Raw genomic sequence first — 14,837 nt, forward strand, 5'->3', positions numbered from 1 at the left:
TGGGTTTTATTCAGGTATATCCCGGGTAAGTGAGAATGTATAATGGGTGATCCAATGGTACCCACACACTACAGAGATCCGCATTTTTTTCTCAATTCTGCCGTCCTACAGGGGCGACTAAATGAAAGTGATGCTTTCGATAAACCAATGGATTTTAAAAACAAGGACAAATTGCTGGTAGTTTTCGATGAGTCCGGAGAATACTTTAATTATACTTTTCAATATCGAAATGGAAATTGGGAATATGTGGAAGAGGATCCATTTGATTTAATGAATCATTTTAAAAAGATTCAAAAAGGAGAATGCTCTTAAATTTTAAATGAAAAGATTATCTGCATTCAATCATTGCATCTTTTACCAAAATTGGCCGTGCTCTCTTTTATTTTATTAAATGACTTTAAAATAGGTAAGCTATTTTATTGTTCATAGGCGTTCATCTTTGGTGGATTGGTAATTTTTAAAAACAGGTTTATATCGTTATATTGCTGGAAGAAGAAAAATCATAAGTTTTAACTAAAATATTATTCTTTGCAGAAGACTACAATTTTCAAGATCTCAGGAATTATTGGACTCATTGGATGTATCGCTGTACTCGCAGCCGACTTAATTGGAATAGCCGTACATGAAGCGCATAACCCTATCGCCAACACCATAAGCATGCTTGCAATTGGAAAATATGGCTGGATTCAGGATTGGGGACTGAATATACTGGCTATGGGATATCTTGCCATTGCTGCAGGCCTCTATACCTTGAAAAAAGATGGGCTTAAATGGATTATAAGTCTTATTATTCTGGTTTTGATTGCTGGGGATATTATCATGATCGCAGAGCATAATCAATATGCGGGAAGACCGGGCGAAAATATTCATCGCACCCTTGTTTATATCCTGGCAGGTTTATTTTTGGTTTTGACTTTTCTTATAAGTTCCGACATACAAACACTTAAACCTTCCCTGAAAAAATTTTCCCTCTGGATTGCAGGGATCTGGCTGGTAACTGCGCCGTGGCTCCCATATATTCCTGATGGATACAATGGTGCTTATGAACGATTGATTTGTTCGTTACTGGTTATCTGGCCTGCAGTGGTTTCTTACCACCTTATCCGTATTGCCATAGCCAAAGACAGTTAAGTATGTATGTATACTGAATTTATAAAATTTAAGCTTCTACTATAGTTTGAAGGCTGAAGCTCTACCTTAAAAACAATCCTCCATATTCCAATTTTAAAATCTCCATCAATAATGATAAGGATTTGTTAAGCGTGTTGTTTTGTAAAGGGTTCAGATTTATTCTCATTAAATTTAAATTCAAAAGCATAAATTTATATGGATCCTTTCCTTTTTTCGCTTGGTCTCATTATTACGCTGGCCACTATTTACGATATGATCATCACCATTCTTGCTCCCAGGGGAGCGGGAATTATCGCTGACAGGGTTTCGCGTTTTATCTGGAGAATTTCATTAAAACTGGCCGGTAAGGATGGGCGAAAGGAATTCCTGCGATTTATAGGCCCCCTGGTACTCATATTTATAGTAATTATCTGGATCCTTTTACTCTGGATAGGAAATACCTTTATCGTTTATTCAGATCCTGAAGCTTTGTGGTCTTCAGCAGAAAAAACCTTTATCACCAGCTTTATAGAAAAGGCATATTTTAGTGCTTATGTATTGTCTTCCATGGGGAACGGGGATTATACTCCTCATACCGATTTCTGGTTGCTTTACACGGGATTTATCTCCTATACCGGGGTGGTATTTATTAGTTTGGGAATATCTTTTTTACTTCCCGTAATTGAAGCTATTACACTTAAAAGACAGCTTAGCATCCTTATCCACAACCTTGGTAATACACCAAGAGCGATCCTGGAAAATTATCAGCATGATAATTTTAAAGATTTCACAGAGCGACTTGGTGACCTGGAACAATTACTGGTACAGATCTCCCAATATCATTTGGCTTACCCGGTGATTCATTACTTTCATTCAACTAAAACTTATGAAGCCCTGTCAGTTCAATTAGTAAGTCTGGACGAATGTATGTCCATCTTAAAATATAAGATCAATAATGAAAATATTGAGAATAGATCTAACCTTGAAAGAGCTTACAATGCGATGACTTATTATTTATCCACATTGGCTTCAGCTTTTATCACTCCGGAAGACGATGAACCGGAACACCCGGATGTATCTTACTTAAATGATTTTGATGCAGATAAAGTTAAGATGAGTGAATCGGATAAAAAAAACCTCGAAACCAGAAGAAAATTACTCCTGGCTTATTTACAGAATGACGGTTGGAGCTGGGATGTATTATACAGTACCCGGGAAGATATTAATGTTAGAAACTTTCAGAATTAATCCAATTCTTCATCTGCTTTGTTATCAATCTTGGAATTTACATATCCAAATACCAGGTTTATTACCAATACCATGATGGTAAAAGCAAAAAGCGGCAAATAAAGTCCGAACCCGGCAAGTGAACCCGCAGCAGCACTGCACCAGATGGTTGCCGAGGTAGCAAGACCGGTAACAGATTTGTTGTTTTTATCATGAAGGATCACTCCCGCTCCTAAAAACCCAACTCCTACTACTACCTGCCCAACAATACGGGTCATGTCTGTGCCGCTTTCATTAAGAAATAGTAAAGAGATAATAATAAACGTGGCCGCACCGAGGGAAACTAGAGTATAGGTTTTTAGACCAGCCGGCTTTCCTTTATATTTTCGTTCAAGACCTAACAATGCTCCACTTATAGAAGCAGCACCGGTTTTCAAGATAAATTCCCATACATCGATATCCATATCCATAATCAGGTTGATTTTATAACATCCAAAAACAGACTATTTCTTAAAGTTCCACTTTTTTATTCGAACTGGACATTCATTTAAACACTTTTCGAACTCCTTATTATCTTTAAAAGAACTTTGATCTAATACTTTGTACTCTGCATTAACACTAAAATTGTCGCTTCTAAAGATCCAGGGTTCTATAGTTATAAGTTCATCCTCCTTTTCCTTAATAAAATAGGTGGTATCCCTGATACTTGTATTTATTTCCAGTTTCCTGTTCATGGCCGGGATCGCATCCTGACATAAAATTAGGGAACACCTGTCTGCAAACACAAGAATTTGATAAGTATCCTTTACCTTTTTTACCGGCAGCTTATTTGCTTTAATAAGGCTTTGCTCCCGGGTATGCAGGGTTTCCAAAAAACTGGAGAGGCTTTTATTATCCTGAGCCATATCCTTGTAGATATATTGAATATGATGCAGAATTAAAATGGCAATCCACGTAGATTTTCGTTCGGCCTCTACCAAAAGTCGTTTTGAACGTTTGATGATCTCCTCCACTTTTCGCTCCTCAAGTAAAAAATCTCTTGGCATTCCTAAATCGGTTAAATAATCCTTCTCATCGAAGTCAAGTTGCCTGTCATCATGTTCTATTATAGCAGCCAGCGTGGCAACCCAGTTCTCATCCTTCAGCTCTTCAATTAATTCATTGGCGATCTGGCCGGCAAGTAATCCGTGAGCAGAATGAGAAAATATCTCCCAGCCTTTATTTTTGGTATTTACGATCATATGTCTTTATTCCTTTTCTAATATGATTTGGTGAGACTCCGTATTTAGATTTAAAGATCTTTGAAAAGTGACTTCTGCTGTTAAATCCTATGGCGTAAACGATCTCACTGATGGTCTTATTAGTCTTATTTAAAAGTTGCATAGCGGTTTCCAGTCGGCGCTGTTGTATATATTCATTTACTGAGGTATTAAATAAGATCTGAAAGCCTTCCTGAAGCTTCACTTCACTTATTCCCTCCTTTTCAGCAAGAGCTTTAATAGTTCCAAGTTCCGCCAGATTTTGATCTATGGAATTGACAACCCTGCGAATTCTGGAAAGGTCTTTTTGCCGGATAATTCGTTGTTTTTCTTCCTGTTGCTCATCATCCCGGTAAAGCATCAACATATATGATAACAGTTCAAGAGCCTTTGCACCAATAAAACAAACCCTTTCCAATCCGGTTGGTTTAAAAGTATTCAATTCACTCGCAAGATGAGCCATTTTAAGGCTATACTGGCTATGGTGATATAAGGTTCGAACGGCTTCGGTATCAGCGAAAATTCGTTGGTAAACTTCATCCTTTTCGTCCAGATCAAAACCTATTTGATCAATAAATTTTTTGCGGTTTACATCGAGTAGTATAACTTCCACCCTGGTATTTTCCGGAAAGTAGATCATATTTCCGCTATCCCTATGTGCTCCCAGAATTGTAGATTGGCCTTCCTGAATGCAATGAATGATATCTTCTCCCTTGAACCGGTGCTGTAGCTTTCCACTTAGTACATAGGCGAACTTAAAAGGGTGAACCTTTGCTCCATCATAAATAAAACATTGCTCATCCTTAAAATTGACGTCAAATTTAAATAGTCCTATTCCACTGGGAAAATTAATACCTGTAATTGTACCCTTTCCAAACCGGGATGGTATTCTAATGCTATATTCTCCGTAATTGTTATTTAAAGCAGTTTTAAACTCAGTGGCCAACCGATTAAATATGTCGTTTGCCGCAATATTTTGAATCGCTATGGTATTCATGTTCAGGGTATGCGTTAATCAAATACTAATTTATTAACACTATTACATACTACAGCGTTAGGTTCAGTTAAACCTTTCCTAATAAGGGGAAAATCGTTAAGTCTACGAGTAAAAACGCACAAAAAAAACCCTTTGAATTTTGAACTTTATAAAAAAAAATTGAAAAATGAATGCAAATCGTAATATAATGCGGGTAATAACCGGCACTATTCCTGTGGCCTTATTGGGATATTTTAGTATAACTGCACCCCATCTTCTAGAGATTTTTTTAATGGTTATAAGTATTTTTATGGCAATAATAGCTGTATCCCGATTTTTGTTTAGCAGGAAGATAAAGGAGAATACACCATACTACTCCAATGATAACAACCACCCCTTCGTATCTATTCATCTTGCTATTTGCAATGAACCTCCGGAAATCGTTTTAAGAACCATAAGACAGGCTTTAAAGATCGATTATCCCAACTTTGAAATTATAGTATTGGATAATAATACATCCAGAAAGGAATTATGGAAACCCATTGAAGATTTTTGTAATAAGCATCCTGATATTATTAAATTCAGGCATTATGACAAACTGGATGGCTATAAAGCCGGAGCCTTAAATGAATGTTTAAAATTGATTCAACCGGAAACAGAATATATTTTTACCCTAGATGCCGACTATAGATTAAAACCTTCCTGTTTAAAAATTGCATTAAAAGAAGTACGAAAAGATGATTTTGCAGTAGTACAATTTCCTCAAAATTATGTAGTGAATGGCCGAAAAATGGGACTTTTCAAAGAACTGGAGCATTTTTTCACGCTTTATGCCACAGGGGGAAATAATTCGTACTCGACACTTCCAACCGGAACACTAACATTTATTGAATTAAAAGCACTACAAAGTGTAAATGGGTGGCCCCAGGAAACACTTACTGAAGATGCCCGATTAGGAATTGAATTATTGTCTAAGAATTTTAAAACCAGATTTTCGAGTAAAAAGGTTGGAAAAGGTATTATGCCAGGAACGGTTCAGGATCTTAGAAAACAAAGGTATCGTTGGGTTTATGGTAATACGCAATGCCTTATGGATCTGCTGTATACCAAAATGAATTGGAAACGAAAATTTTCTGCAGCCATGCAGTTGCTTGCATGGATCAATCTTTTGGCATTCCCTATTATAAGTGCTTTATTGTATATGGTATTTTATATTGCGGGTGCTGTAGACCAGTTTAATTACCTCCCGGAAATTATCCTTTTACAGTTCGGCATATTTATAACCGGGAAACTGCTGTTAATGCTGAAAAATACCAGACGTTCCACCTTTCATACAGATCTAAAGGCATTTTTTATTCATCTTGCCCTGGCATTCGAAATGGCATTCGCATGCTGGTGTGCAGTTTTCTGTATTCCGAAGAAATTTATAACAACCAATAAATCCAATAAGGTTTCAAAGCTTAGCAGCGTCCCCTTGTTTATCCCTTCAATACTTGGAATTTTGACTTCATTTTTAGGCTTTCAGGGGGAAACCTTATTAGCTATAGTTAGTCTGCTAATTTTTAGTTTGTTTCTGGTTGGCAGTTTATACATGTTGCATGAATTTGAAGTTGAAAATAATAACCTGAAACTAAAACCATCTACCCCATGAAAATAGCTCTGTTAGCACATAATAAATTCCCTATTTCTGAACCCTATGCTGGCGGATTGGAAATGATCACTCATTTACTGGCTTGGAGATTAAAGGCTAAAGGTCATCAGGTACATTTGTATGCCCTAAGCGGCTCAGATCCTGAACTTGATATTATTCCCCTGGATACTCCGGAATTTGACTGGGAGGAGATCTCAAAATATTCTCAAAATATCCAATGCAACGAAATGCTGGAAGCTCAAATGATGTATTCTCACGCAATCCAGAAAATTACTGAAAGTGATTATGATATTATCCATAATCACAGCATGCATTACCTGCCAATTCAGTGGGGTGCAATATCAAATAAAAAGGTAATTAGCAGTTTTCACACTCCTGTTTTTAAAGACATTCACTTTGGCCTAGCCTCTACCAGAAATTTTAATAATGAATACTTTACGGTTGTAAGTCAAAACCTTGGAAAAATATATGAGCCTCTTTTACCTCACTACCATGTTGTTTATAACGGAATTGAAGTAAACCACTGGGATTTTTATCCTGAACCCATAAAAGACCAGGTATGCTGGGTGGGACGAATTTGTAAAGAAAAAGCGCCACATACCGCAATAGATATGGCCTTAAAGGCAAATAAAAAAATAATTCTGGCAGGACCAAATAGTGAAAGCACCTACTATAATGAACAATTTGCACCATTATTAGATCATGAGAATGTGACTTATGCCGGCCATTTAAAGCAAAGCGAATTGAACGTTTTAATGGGGCAATCTGAGGCTACCTTGTTTACCAGTGTGTGGGAAGAACCTTATGGTTTGGTTCTGGCTGAATCACTTGCATGCGGTACTCCGGTGATAGCCTGGAAGGTGGGTGCTTCTTCCGAAATTCTAACCGAGGAAAGCGGATTTGTAGTTCCTCCATTTGAGAAGGATAATTTTGTTAAGGCAATAAGCGAAGTAACCAGCTTGAATCGCCAAAATTGCAGAGATCGGGCAGAAGATTTCTGTGATGTCTCAAAAATGGTAGATGGTTACGAAGCTCTTTATTATAAAGCCTTAGATATGATTAAAGAAGTAAAAACTAATGAAGTATGTTAGCATATTATGCCCATCAACATGGGAGCGGACATTCAAAATTTGCTGATCTCTTTGCTGAGTTTTTCAAAAGTAAACAGATAATCTTAACCAGTTTTGACCATAAATTTAGCAGGAAAAGCAAGGTAATTATATTACCTAGTGAAAATCCTGATGGGACTACCAGAAAATCTAATCAGGTAGCTCCACCAGATTATTTGCATTATAGTCCTGTAGGGCAAAGATCAATTCAGCTAAGGAGTTCATTAATGCTTCAATCATTGTTGGAGCATAATACTCAACTTCTAATTGTTGATGTAAGCGCTGAAGTTGCTGCGCTGGCTCGGGCTGCCTCTTTTCCGTATGCATATGTAAGATTGCCCGGGGTACGGAATGATGAGGGACATCTTCAAGCGTTTAAGGCGGCTACCTTCCTTCTAGCCTACTATCCGGAACGTTTTGAGGATGAATCAGTTCCTGATTGGGTAAGAAATAAAACAATTTACCTGGGATTCATATTTGGTGAAAAATTGAAATATTCCCCAAAAACTCAATGTGAAGAAGTAACCAGTATCGTAGTAATTTCCGGTAAGGGCGGGAATGAGAATTTGAACAAGTATTTACCGCTATTGCTGGATAGGTTCCTTTCAGCACATATAAAGGTTCTGGGAATTTTTGAAGAACAGCATTGCAGTTCCAGATTAGAATTCGCTGGATTCGTAGATAAACCGGAAGTAGAAATTAATAAAGCTCAGTTAGTAGTAGCTAATTGTGGCTTAAATACGGTTTCAGAGTTAACGGGAATACCGGTCCCTTTTATTGCTATCGCCGAAAAACGGCCTTACGAAGAACAAAAGATCATGCAAAAAGCTTTGGTCAATCTTGATTTGGCCATAGATCCGCAAAAGATTTTTGAATTGAGTGATAAGGAGATCTTAAGTTATACGAAAACCTATAATACTAATGGAATGGAAAACTTGAAAACTTTTAAAACACTATTAGAAAATAACCTGTTCTCCCTCCCCTCATTACCCAAACTATTCAGAAAATCAAGAAACAACAAATGACAACTGATTTAAAATTTAGCGTGATCACCATAGTTAAAGGCAGAGCGCTACATCTCCAAAACTTACTTCAGGGAATTGAAAAAAGCTCCCTTAAACCAACCGAGGTGGTAATTGTTTCCATTGATGAGGATCCGGAAATCTCTGCTTTTGACAAACTTCCTTTAAATGTCTTTAGGATAAATTCTGAAGATGGACACTTACCCATTGGAAAAGCCAGAAATTATGGAGCAAAAAAGGCGAACAATGACCATTTAATTTTTTTGGATGTGGATTGTATCCCGTCCAGTACTTTTTTTGAACAAATCTTAACGCAGGCAATTTCATCTAAAACATTAATAATGGGAACTCCACGATACCTTACCAGAGAGTTGCCCAGAAATTATAAAGCTGATGACCTGGATAAATATAGCATTCATCATCCGCATAGACCTCAAATCAGCGGGTTGCAGAAGACCTCGGACTATATGCTCTTTTGGAGTTTAACCTTCTATATACCTAAAAATTTGTTTATAAAATTAGAAGGTTTTGATGAGCGTTATACCGGATACGGAGCTGAAGACACAGATTTTGCTTTAAAACTCAAACATACTCCCGGGTACTCTTTTTACCTTTCAGAAGCCTGTGTTTACCATCAACAACATCCGGTTTATAGTCCGCCGGTAAATAAGGTGGATGAGATCATTAAGAATGCTGAAATATTTTATAGCAAATGGAACCGATGGGTTATGGAAAACTGGCTTAAAGCTTTCGCCGAAAAGGATCTTATTAACTGGTCCATGGATGCTACTTCCATTAGTAAAACGGGAACGGTCACAGATAAATTATTGGAGGAATGTTATAAGCCTAACGCACCATTCATGTAACTCTAACTGATCTTTTAAAGTAGGGTCTTAGCCTTTTGACATCAACTTTCATATTCATACATTGTAACATCCAAAAATTAACAACAATGGAAAAATGGTTTGAGCTTTCCTCTACAACAATAATTGCTATATTTTTCACAGGCTTAGGTGTCTATGTAAGTATTATAATCTTTACCCGAATTTTTGGAAAACGCAGTTTTTCAAAAATGTCAAGTTTCGATTTTGCCATGACCGTTGCCGTAGGTTCCATGATCGCCACCACGGTTCTAACCAAATCTGTTAGTATGTATCATGGAATCGCTGCTTTATTCTTTATGTACCTATTTCAGGTACTCGTAGCATTGCTGAGAAGGTCAAAGATTTTCCAATCTCTTATAGACAACACTCCGGTACTTTTGATGGATAGGGATAAAATTCTATATGAAAATTTAAAAATGGCACGGGTTACTGAATCAGATCTCCGATCAACCTTGCGTAGAGCAAATGTGCTGAACAAAAGCGAAGTTAGGGCAGTAATCTTCGAAACTACCGGAGATATCGTGGTTATGAAAGCAAATGATACCAATCAAGAAATTGAAGACTGGCTCCTGCAGGATGTAGACAGAAAATAAAATTATTTGCTCAGAAATTTTTCTGCCGCCAGGGCTGCGTTGTAACCGCACATCCCATGAACCCCTCCTCCGGGTGGTGTTGAAGAAGAACAGATAAAAACTGAAGGATTCGAAGTTGTATAAGGTTTTGTGGTGACAATTGGCCTGGTAAATAGTTGAGAGAGGTCCTGGCTCCCGCCATTTATATCCCCTCCAATTAAGTTTGGATCGAGTACCTGGAGTTGTTTAGTATTTAAAGAGTTTTCTTTTATAATTAGGTCCTTGAACCCGGGTGCAGCTTTCTCTATCTGATCTTTAATGATTTCTGAACAATCCTGTGTACTTCCATTTGGTACATGACAGTATGCCCAGGCAGTATGTACACCTTCCGGGCTTCTGGAATCGTCATAAATGGTATGTTGCGCAACAATTACATAAGGTTTGGAAGAGACCTGATTGTTATGGATCATTTCTTCAGAAATTGTAATCTCTTCAGTAGAAAAACCCAGATGTACGGTTGCCGCCTTACGACACTTCTCATTCAAAAATGGAATTGGACCGGATAACGCCCAATCCATTTTAAAAACAGCTGTCCCGTATTTAAAGTTTTCAAGTCGTTTCCTGTATATGGAGCTTAGGTCAAGTCCATCAATTTTCAATAATTGTTTTGGGGTGACATCAAAAAGATAAGTTTTTGATGGCGGTAACTGCGACAAACATTCAACCTTTTTGTTCAGAATTAATTCACCTCCCAGGGCTTTATAATGCTGGATCAAAGCTGTTATAAAATTCCCCGCACCACCTTTTGGAAATGGCCAGTTATACTTATGAGCCATAATGGTAAGTACAAGGCCAAATGAGGCAGATGCAAGTTGAGACATGGGCAAACCCGAATGAGCTGCCGCGCCATATAGCAATAACTTTGCCCTTTCCTCCCTATAATAATGATCTGCCAGCATCTTTACCGAAGGAAAAGCCTTGAAACCAAATTTCAGGAATAAGGAGGGTTTATCAGGAAATCCCAGGGGACCCAAAATATCATTTTCGAGTTCATCCCAGCCATTTATAAGTTCTTCGAAGAGCTTAACGTAAGCGGTAGAATCATCATCAAATTGTTCTGCAGTTCTCGTGATATCTTTATAACAGGCTACGGCTTTCCCATTAGGCAAGGCATGTGCAAAAGGAATATCCGGGAATATCCATTCCAGACCATAATGTGAAAGGGGTAAACTTCTGAAAAATGGTGATCCAAAAGCCATAGGTAGAATAGCCGATCCCATATCATTTTTCACCCCGGGGATAGTAAGCTCTAAAGTTTTGGTCGCACCGCCGGGTTTGGACTCCTGCTCATATACAGCTGTTTTAAATCCTTGTTGTTGTAAATATGTAGCCGCTGCTAATCCATTTGGACCACTCCCAATTATTATAGCGTCGTATTTATCTTTCATCTTAGGCCGGTTGATTCAACAAGTTTGACTTTTTTCTAAATTAAGGAAGATCCTTCAGATCGATCGTATTTAAATATTCTTCAAATTTCATGCTTCCCAAACGTTCTCCAATCATATCATGATCCATGATGTAATTAAAATATTTCAGCTTATTTCCTGTTCCGGAGGTTAACAATTTGATCATGTCGGCTCCTGCTCCGGCAAGAGTAGAGGGAATAAAAAGCAGTTTCCCTCCTATTTTTTTCTGAATCATTTTGGCCATCTCCTTACGGGTATGGATTTCGGGCCCACCTACAGACTGAACCCTGGGGCCAGTCTCCAGCATATCGATGATAATTTTGGCCAGATCACCCTGATAAATACTATTTGTTCTGGCGTCACCAGATCCAATCACCGGGATTACTTTACGCTTAGCCATTATGAGCAGATCATTCAAACCTGAAAAAAATCCAACCGGCCGAATTATGCTATAGTTCAATCCTGAATTGACCAATAAATCTTCAGTTTCTTTATGAGATCCGGGTATTTCAAAGGAATTTGCTTCCATTGCGCCTTCCATACTTACATAAATAAAACGGCTAACCTTATTTTTTAGAGCATCTTTGATGAGAAGCTTATTGGCAACAAAATCACTTTCATGAAAGCTTCGGGAGGAAGGATTAAAAAGGCTGATACTTTTCCCAATTGCAGAAATAACTATATCGATATCCCGGGTAACATTCGTAAAATCTTCAGGAGATTCCTGCGAATTTACAACGACGATCTCATTAGCATAAGGTGCAAGTTTTTTCCTCCCCTCCCGGGAACCCGTTGTGGCTTTAAAATCAATTTTAAGTTTGGCGAGTTGTTTTACAAGTTGAATTCCTAAAGCACCGGACGCACCAGCAATTAATACCCGCATATTTATTTGTTTAAAGTGAATAAGGCAGGAGTTCGAATTATAAGTTCTGCCAGACAATTAAAATTAGGTCTTCGATATTTAAAAAGTTTTAAAATAAAATTAAATAAAATCCAGGCTTTTTAAAATGAAGTTAAGCTTTGCCTTTTATGGAATTCAGAAACCTAAAGTTCTCTAAAATAGTTTTGTAAAAGGCTAAAAGTTTAGAACTTAGGGCTGAAACAGTCAAAAAAAAAGAAAAAGTTATGAAAGTATTATTTGTATTGACATCTCATGATAAATTAGGTGATACCGGGGAAAAAACCGGTTTCTGGATAGAAGAATTTGCCAATCCTTACTATAGTCTTTTAGACAAGGGAGTTGAAATAACGGTGGCCAGTCCCAAAGGCGGTAAAGCTCCTATAGATCCAAATAGTGATACCGAGGAGAACCAGACAGAAGACACCCAAAGGTTCAAAAAGGATGAAGCTGCGCAAAAAGTCATCAATAACACGCACAAATTAAGTGAAATGAAATCTGAAGATTTTGATGCGGTTTTCTATCCCGGAGGTCATGGCCCTTTATGGGATCTTTCAAAAGATAAAGATTCAATTGCTTTAATAGAGTCCTTCAATAAATCTCAAAAACCTATAGGTTTTGTTTGCCATGCTCCTGCGGCTTTAAAGAATGTAAAAGGTGAAGATGGAGAACCCCTGGTTAAAGGAAAAAAAGTGACCGGATTTACAAATTCTGAAGAGGAAGCTGTTCAGTTAACCGATGTTGTTCCATTCCTGGTTGAAGATATGCTGAAAGAAAATGGTGGAATTTATTCCAAAGAATCAGACTGGAGTGAATATTCCCTGGTAGACGGAAATTTAATTACCGGACAGAACCCTCAGTCTTCTGGAGCGGTTGCTGAAGAAATTTATAAAATGCTTAACTAAGCGTTTTAAAGCATAATTTTAAAAAAGCCTGTACAGAATACAGGCTTTTTTTTATCTATTTTTTTGGTGGCAGGTCAAAAGCGATCGCCTCATGCTCAAAATGGTTTCGATGAGCGCCGTCACAAAAAGGTTTGGTTTTAGAAAGTCCACATCTGCATAGAGAAACCTGGTCTCTTCCCCCAAGGTCATATACATTACCTTCTTTATCCACGATCTCAAAATCACCCTGAACTTTTAATGAACCGTTATTATTAACTTTTAAAACTGTCTTCGCCATAATTTATTTTTTTGTATTCAACAGCGAATATAAACGATTTGGAATTTGCAGAAAGAGACTTTACTTGCAGAAAAAGAAAAAGTTCCCGGAGAGGAACTTTTTCGATAATTAAATTAACACTGGTAATACCCTAAATTTCTTCAGATTTTTTAAGCCGGTATGTTATTATTCATTTTAAAATGCAATAAATCAGTTATAGCAACTAATGTGGCTAAAACACACTTATTAGCTAACAAATCACGAATTCTTTTAAGGATTCCTTCAAAATTAGCCACTCTTATTGAAATATCCAAAATATGGACTGTTAAAGAAAGGATGCTTTTTTGAGGTTTTCTACTCTTTTAAAATACAAGAATCTACCCAAAGATTGAACTATTTAAATTATGAAAGACAAAGAATGAGCTTCCATTTTCAAAATTAATTCAGATTTTTGCCTGCCTATGAAAATCAGAGCGGTTTACGTTTTTATTATTTTACATCTCACCTTTATTGGTGTAGCTCTTTATGAAAATTCGGGAGATTACTTCAAGACAGCATTTCTTACGATCATCTCTGGAGTATTATCATATTTTTATTTACGAAGCGGCCATAAAAACAGGATCGCCTTTAAATGGCAAGGATTTTCAGAGATCTTATTTTGTATTGCCGGAGGCGTTCTCACTTATTTTCTACAGATAAAGTATAACCTATCGGCGGTATTAGCGGCAGCTTTAATTGGTTTGGCAGGTTCTTTTATTCCTGATCTTGATAGGAACAGAGATTTTTTAAAAAAACTTTCTCCGGCAGTGTATTGTGGAGCATTCGTGGGAATGACGTCCAGCTACTTTGCAAGTTATACCTTCGTAATTCTTGCAGCAACAGTTGCAGGAGTACTTCTGATAATGAGTAAAAACACTCTGTTGGGAATGGGAGGAAAACTGGGATCAGTTGCCTTTGGAGGGGTAGTATTGGTTTCAACAATCCTGTATCTATTATGATCTTAATTCTTTCAGTAATAATCTCAGGAATCTATGGCGCAATAGCCACCTACTTACTCAATCATGAATTTTCAATGGGTGCCGTAAGGGCTTCTGCATTAATTTCCTTTACCGGGGCGCTACCATTCCATTTTGTAACTGAACCATTTTATGGGGAATTAGGATCGGTAATTCCAATAGTGATAATGGGAGCCTCCTTTATAGGAATGGCTTCCAAAGAGATAGGAAATAACTTAAAAACCATGGGAGTATCCGGACTTTTATTCGGACTAATATTTTTAAGTACAGGAGATTTCTTTAATGGATATGGTGGCAGTTTGGGGACCACCGCTGCAATTGCGTTGGGTGCTACTTTGGGCTTGAAAAGATTAATCTCTCTCAAAAACTCACTTATCTAATATTTCCTTTTTTTCCTGCCTCTGTTCTTTTCTTCTGTCCTCATAGGGTTTTTAGTCATCATTTAGTATAAGTTTAACTCGGTTTATAACAGATTTTTTGTTGTTA

At 37.4% G+C, this 14,837-nt stretch carries 17 protein-coding genes; 11 read left to right on the plus strand and 6 right to left on the minus strand.

Annotated elements, in window-relative coordinates:
• The first annotated feature begins 54 nt into the window (after window positions 1–54).
• The 3 genes from ACNKXV_RS00150 (at window position 55) to ACNKXV_RS00160 (ending at window position 2,358) form a co-directional block, all read left to right on the plus strand.
• Window positions 55–312: a hypothetical protein gene (locus tag ACNKXV_RS00150; RefSeq protein ID WP_417905671.1), complete on the plus strand. Its 258-nt coding sequence runs from the start codon at window positions 55–57 to the stop codon at window positions 310–312.
• A 216-nt stretch (window positions 313–528) separates the two neighbouring features.
• Window positions 529–1,131, plus strand: coding sequence for a DUF998 domain-containing protein (locus ACNKXV_RS00155; RefSeq protein WP_417905672.1), 603 nt, complete (start codon window positions 529–531; stop codon window positions 1,129–1,131).
• A gap of 195 nt (window positions 1,132–1,326) precedes the next feature.
• The gene (locus ACNKXV_RS00160) at window positions 1,327–2,358 is read left to right on the plus strand and encodes a hypothetical protein (RefSeq protein ID WP_417905673.1); all 1,032 of its coding nucleotides are present in this window, start codon (window positions 1,327–1,329) and stop codon (window positions 2,356–2,358) included.
• Here ACNKXV_RS00160 and ACNKXV_RS00165 read toward each other — a convergent pair.
• The 3 genes from ACNKXV_RS00165 to ACNKXV_RS00175 are packed head-to-tail and all read right to left on the minus strand — an operon-like array spanning window position 2,355 to window position 4,593.
• Window positions 2,355–2,807: an MgtC/SapB family protein gene (locus ACNKXV_RS00165; RefSeq protein WP_417905674.1), complete on the minus strand. Its 453-nt coding sequence runs from the start codon at window positions 2,805–2,807 to the stop codon at window positions 2,355–2,357. The two genes, ACNKXV_RS00160 and ACNKXV_RS00165, sit on opposite strands and share 4 nt — an antisense overlap.
• Window positions 2,808–2,840: 33 nt before the next feature.
• Window positions 2,841–3,578: a DUF3891 family protein gene (locus ACNKXV_RS00170; protein ID WP_417905675.1), complete on the minus strand. Its 738-nt coding sequence runs from the start codon at window positions 3,576–3,578 to the stop codon at window positions 2,841–2,843.
• The gene (locus ACNKXV_RS00175) at window positions 3,556–4,593 is read right to left on the minus strand and encodes a helix-turn-helix domain-containing protein (RefSeq protein ID WP_417905676.1); all 1,038 of its coding nucleotides are present in this window, start codon (window positions 4,591–4,593) and stop codon (window positions 3,556–3,558) included. The genes ACNKXV_RS00170 and ACNKXV_RS00175 overlap by 23 nt, the downstream gene beginning before the upstream one ends.
• A 166-nt stretch (window positions 4,594–4,759) precedes the next feature.
• On the opposite strand from ACNKXV_RS00175, the gene ACNKXV_RS00180 reads away from it, so the two are divergent.
• From ACNKXV_RS00180 to ACNKXV_RS00200, 5 genes are all read left to right on the plus strand, one after another.
• Complete coding sequence (locus tag ACNKXV_RS00180; RefSeq protein WP_417905677.1) at window positions 4,760–6,223, plus strand: glycosyltransferase family 2 protein; 1,464 nt, start codon at window positions 4,760–4,762, stop codon at window positions 6,221–6,223.
• A complete protein-coding gene (locus tag ACNKXV_RS00185) occupies window positions 6,220–7,314 on the plus strand; it encodes a glycosyltransferase (RefSeq protein WP_417905678.1) in 1,095 nt (364 codons plus the stop codon). Before ACNKXV_RS00180 ends, ACNKXV_RS00185 begins: the two co-directional genes overlap by 4 nt.
• On the plus strand, window positions 7,308–8,357 hold the full coding sequence (locus tag ACNKXV_RS00190) for a hypothetical protein (protein WP_417905679.1): 1,050 nt from the start codon (window positions 7,308–7,310) through the stop codon (window positions 8,355–8,357). Before ACNKXV_RS00185 ends, ACNKXV_RS00190 begins: the two co-directional genes overlap by 7 nt.
• Entirely contained in the window at window positions 8,354–9,220 is an 867-nt protein-coding gene (locus tag ACNKXV_RS00195; RefSeq protein ID WP_417905680.1) for a glycosyltransferase family 2 protein, read from the plus strand. Before ACNKXV_RS00190 ends, ACNKXV_RS00195 begins: the two co-directional genes overlap by 4 nt.
• An 86-nt stretch (window positions 9,221–9,306) precedes the next feature.
• A complete protein-coding gene (locus ACNKXV_RS00200; protein WP_417905681.1) occupies window positions 9,307–9,831 on the plus strand; it encodes a DUF421 domain-containing protein in 525 nt (174 codons plus the stop codon).
• Window positions 9,832–9,833: 2 nt separating this feature from the next.
• On the opposite strand, the gene ACNKXV_RS00205 is transcribed toward ACNKXV_RS00200, so the two are convergent.
• Both ACNKXV_RS00205 and ACNKXV_RS00210 read right to left on the minus strand, forming a co-directional pair.
• Window positions 9,834–11,258 (minus strand): phytoene desaturase family protein, encoded by a 1,425-nt coding sequence (locus ACNKXV_RS00205; RefSeq protein WP_417905682.1) that lies wholly within the window; start codon window positions 11,256–11,258, stop codon window positions 9,834–9,836.
• Window positions 11,259–11,298: 40 nt separating this feature from the next.
• Window positions 11,299–12,159 (minus strand): SDR family oxidoreductase, encoded by an 861-nt coding sequence (locus tag ACNKXV_RS00210; protein ID WP_417905683.1) that lies wholly within the window; start codon window positions 12,157–12,159, stop codon window positions 11,299–11,301.
• A 242-nt stretch (window positions 12,160–12,401) separates the two neighbouring features.
• On the opposite strand from ACNKXV_RS00210, the gene ACNKXV_RS00215 reads away from it, so the two are divergent.
• Entirely contained in the window at window positions 12,402–13,079 is a 678-nt protein-coding gene (locus ACNKXV_RS00215; RefSeq protein ID WP_417905684.1) for a type 1 glutamine amidotransferase domain-containing protein, read from the plus strand.
• 55 nt (window positions 13,080–13,134) lie between these two features.
• Here ACNKXV_RS00215 and ACNKXV_RS00220 read toward each other — a convergent pair whose 3' ends face one another.
• Window positions 13,135–13,356: a CDGSH iron-sulfur domain-containing protein gene (locus ACNKXV_RS00220; protein ID WP_417905685.1), complete on the minus strand. Its 222-nt coding sequence runs from the start codon at window positions 13,354–13,356 to the stop codon at window positions 13,135–13,137.
• Between the two features lie 440 nt (window positions 13,357–13,796).
• On the opposite strand from ACNKXV_RS00220, the gene ACNKXV_RS00225 reads away from it, so the two are divergent.
• Window positions 13,797–14,333 (plus strand): hypothetical protein, encoded by a 537-nt coding sequence (locus ACNKXV_RS00225; RefSeq protein ID WP_417905686.1) that lies wholly within the window; start codon window positions 13,797–13,799, stop codon window positions 14,331–14,333.
• Window positions 14,330–14,731 (plus strand): hypothetical protein, encoded by a 402-nt coding sequence (locus tag ACNKXV_RS00230; protein WP_417905687.1) that lies wholly within the window; start codon window positions 14,330–14,332, stop codon window positions 14,729–14,731. The genes ACNKXV_RS00225 and ACNKXV_RS00230 overlap by 4 nt, the downstream gene beginning before the upstream one ends.
• Window positions 14,732–14,837: the final 106 nt, after the last annotated feature.

This window comes from Christiangramia aquimixticola (assembly GCF_048285835.1).
GTDB classification, from domain to species: domain Bacteria; phylum Bacteroidota; class Bacteroidia; order Flavobacteriales; family Flavobacteriaceae; genus Christiangramia; species Christiangramia aquimixticola.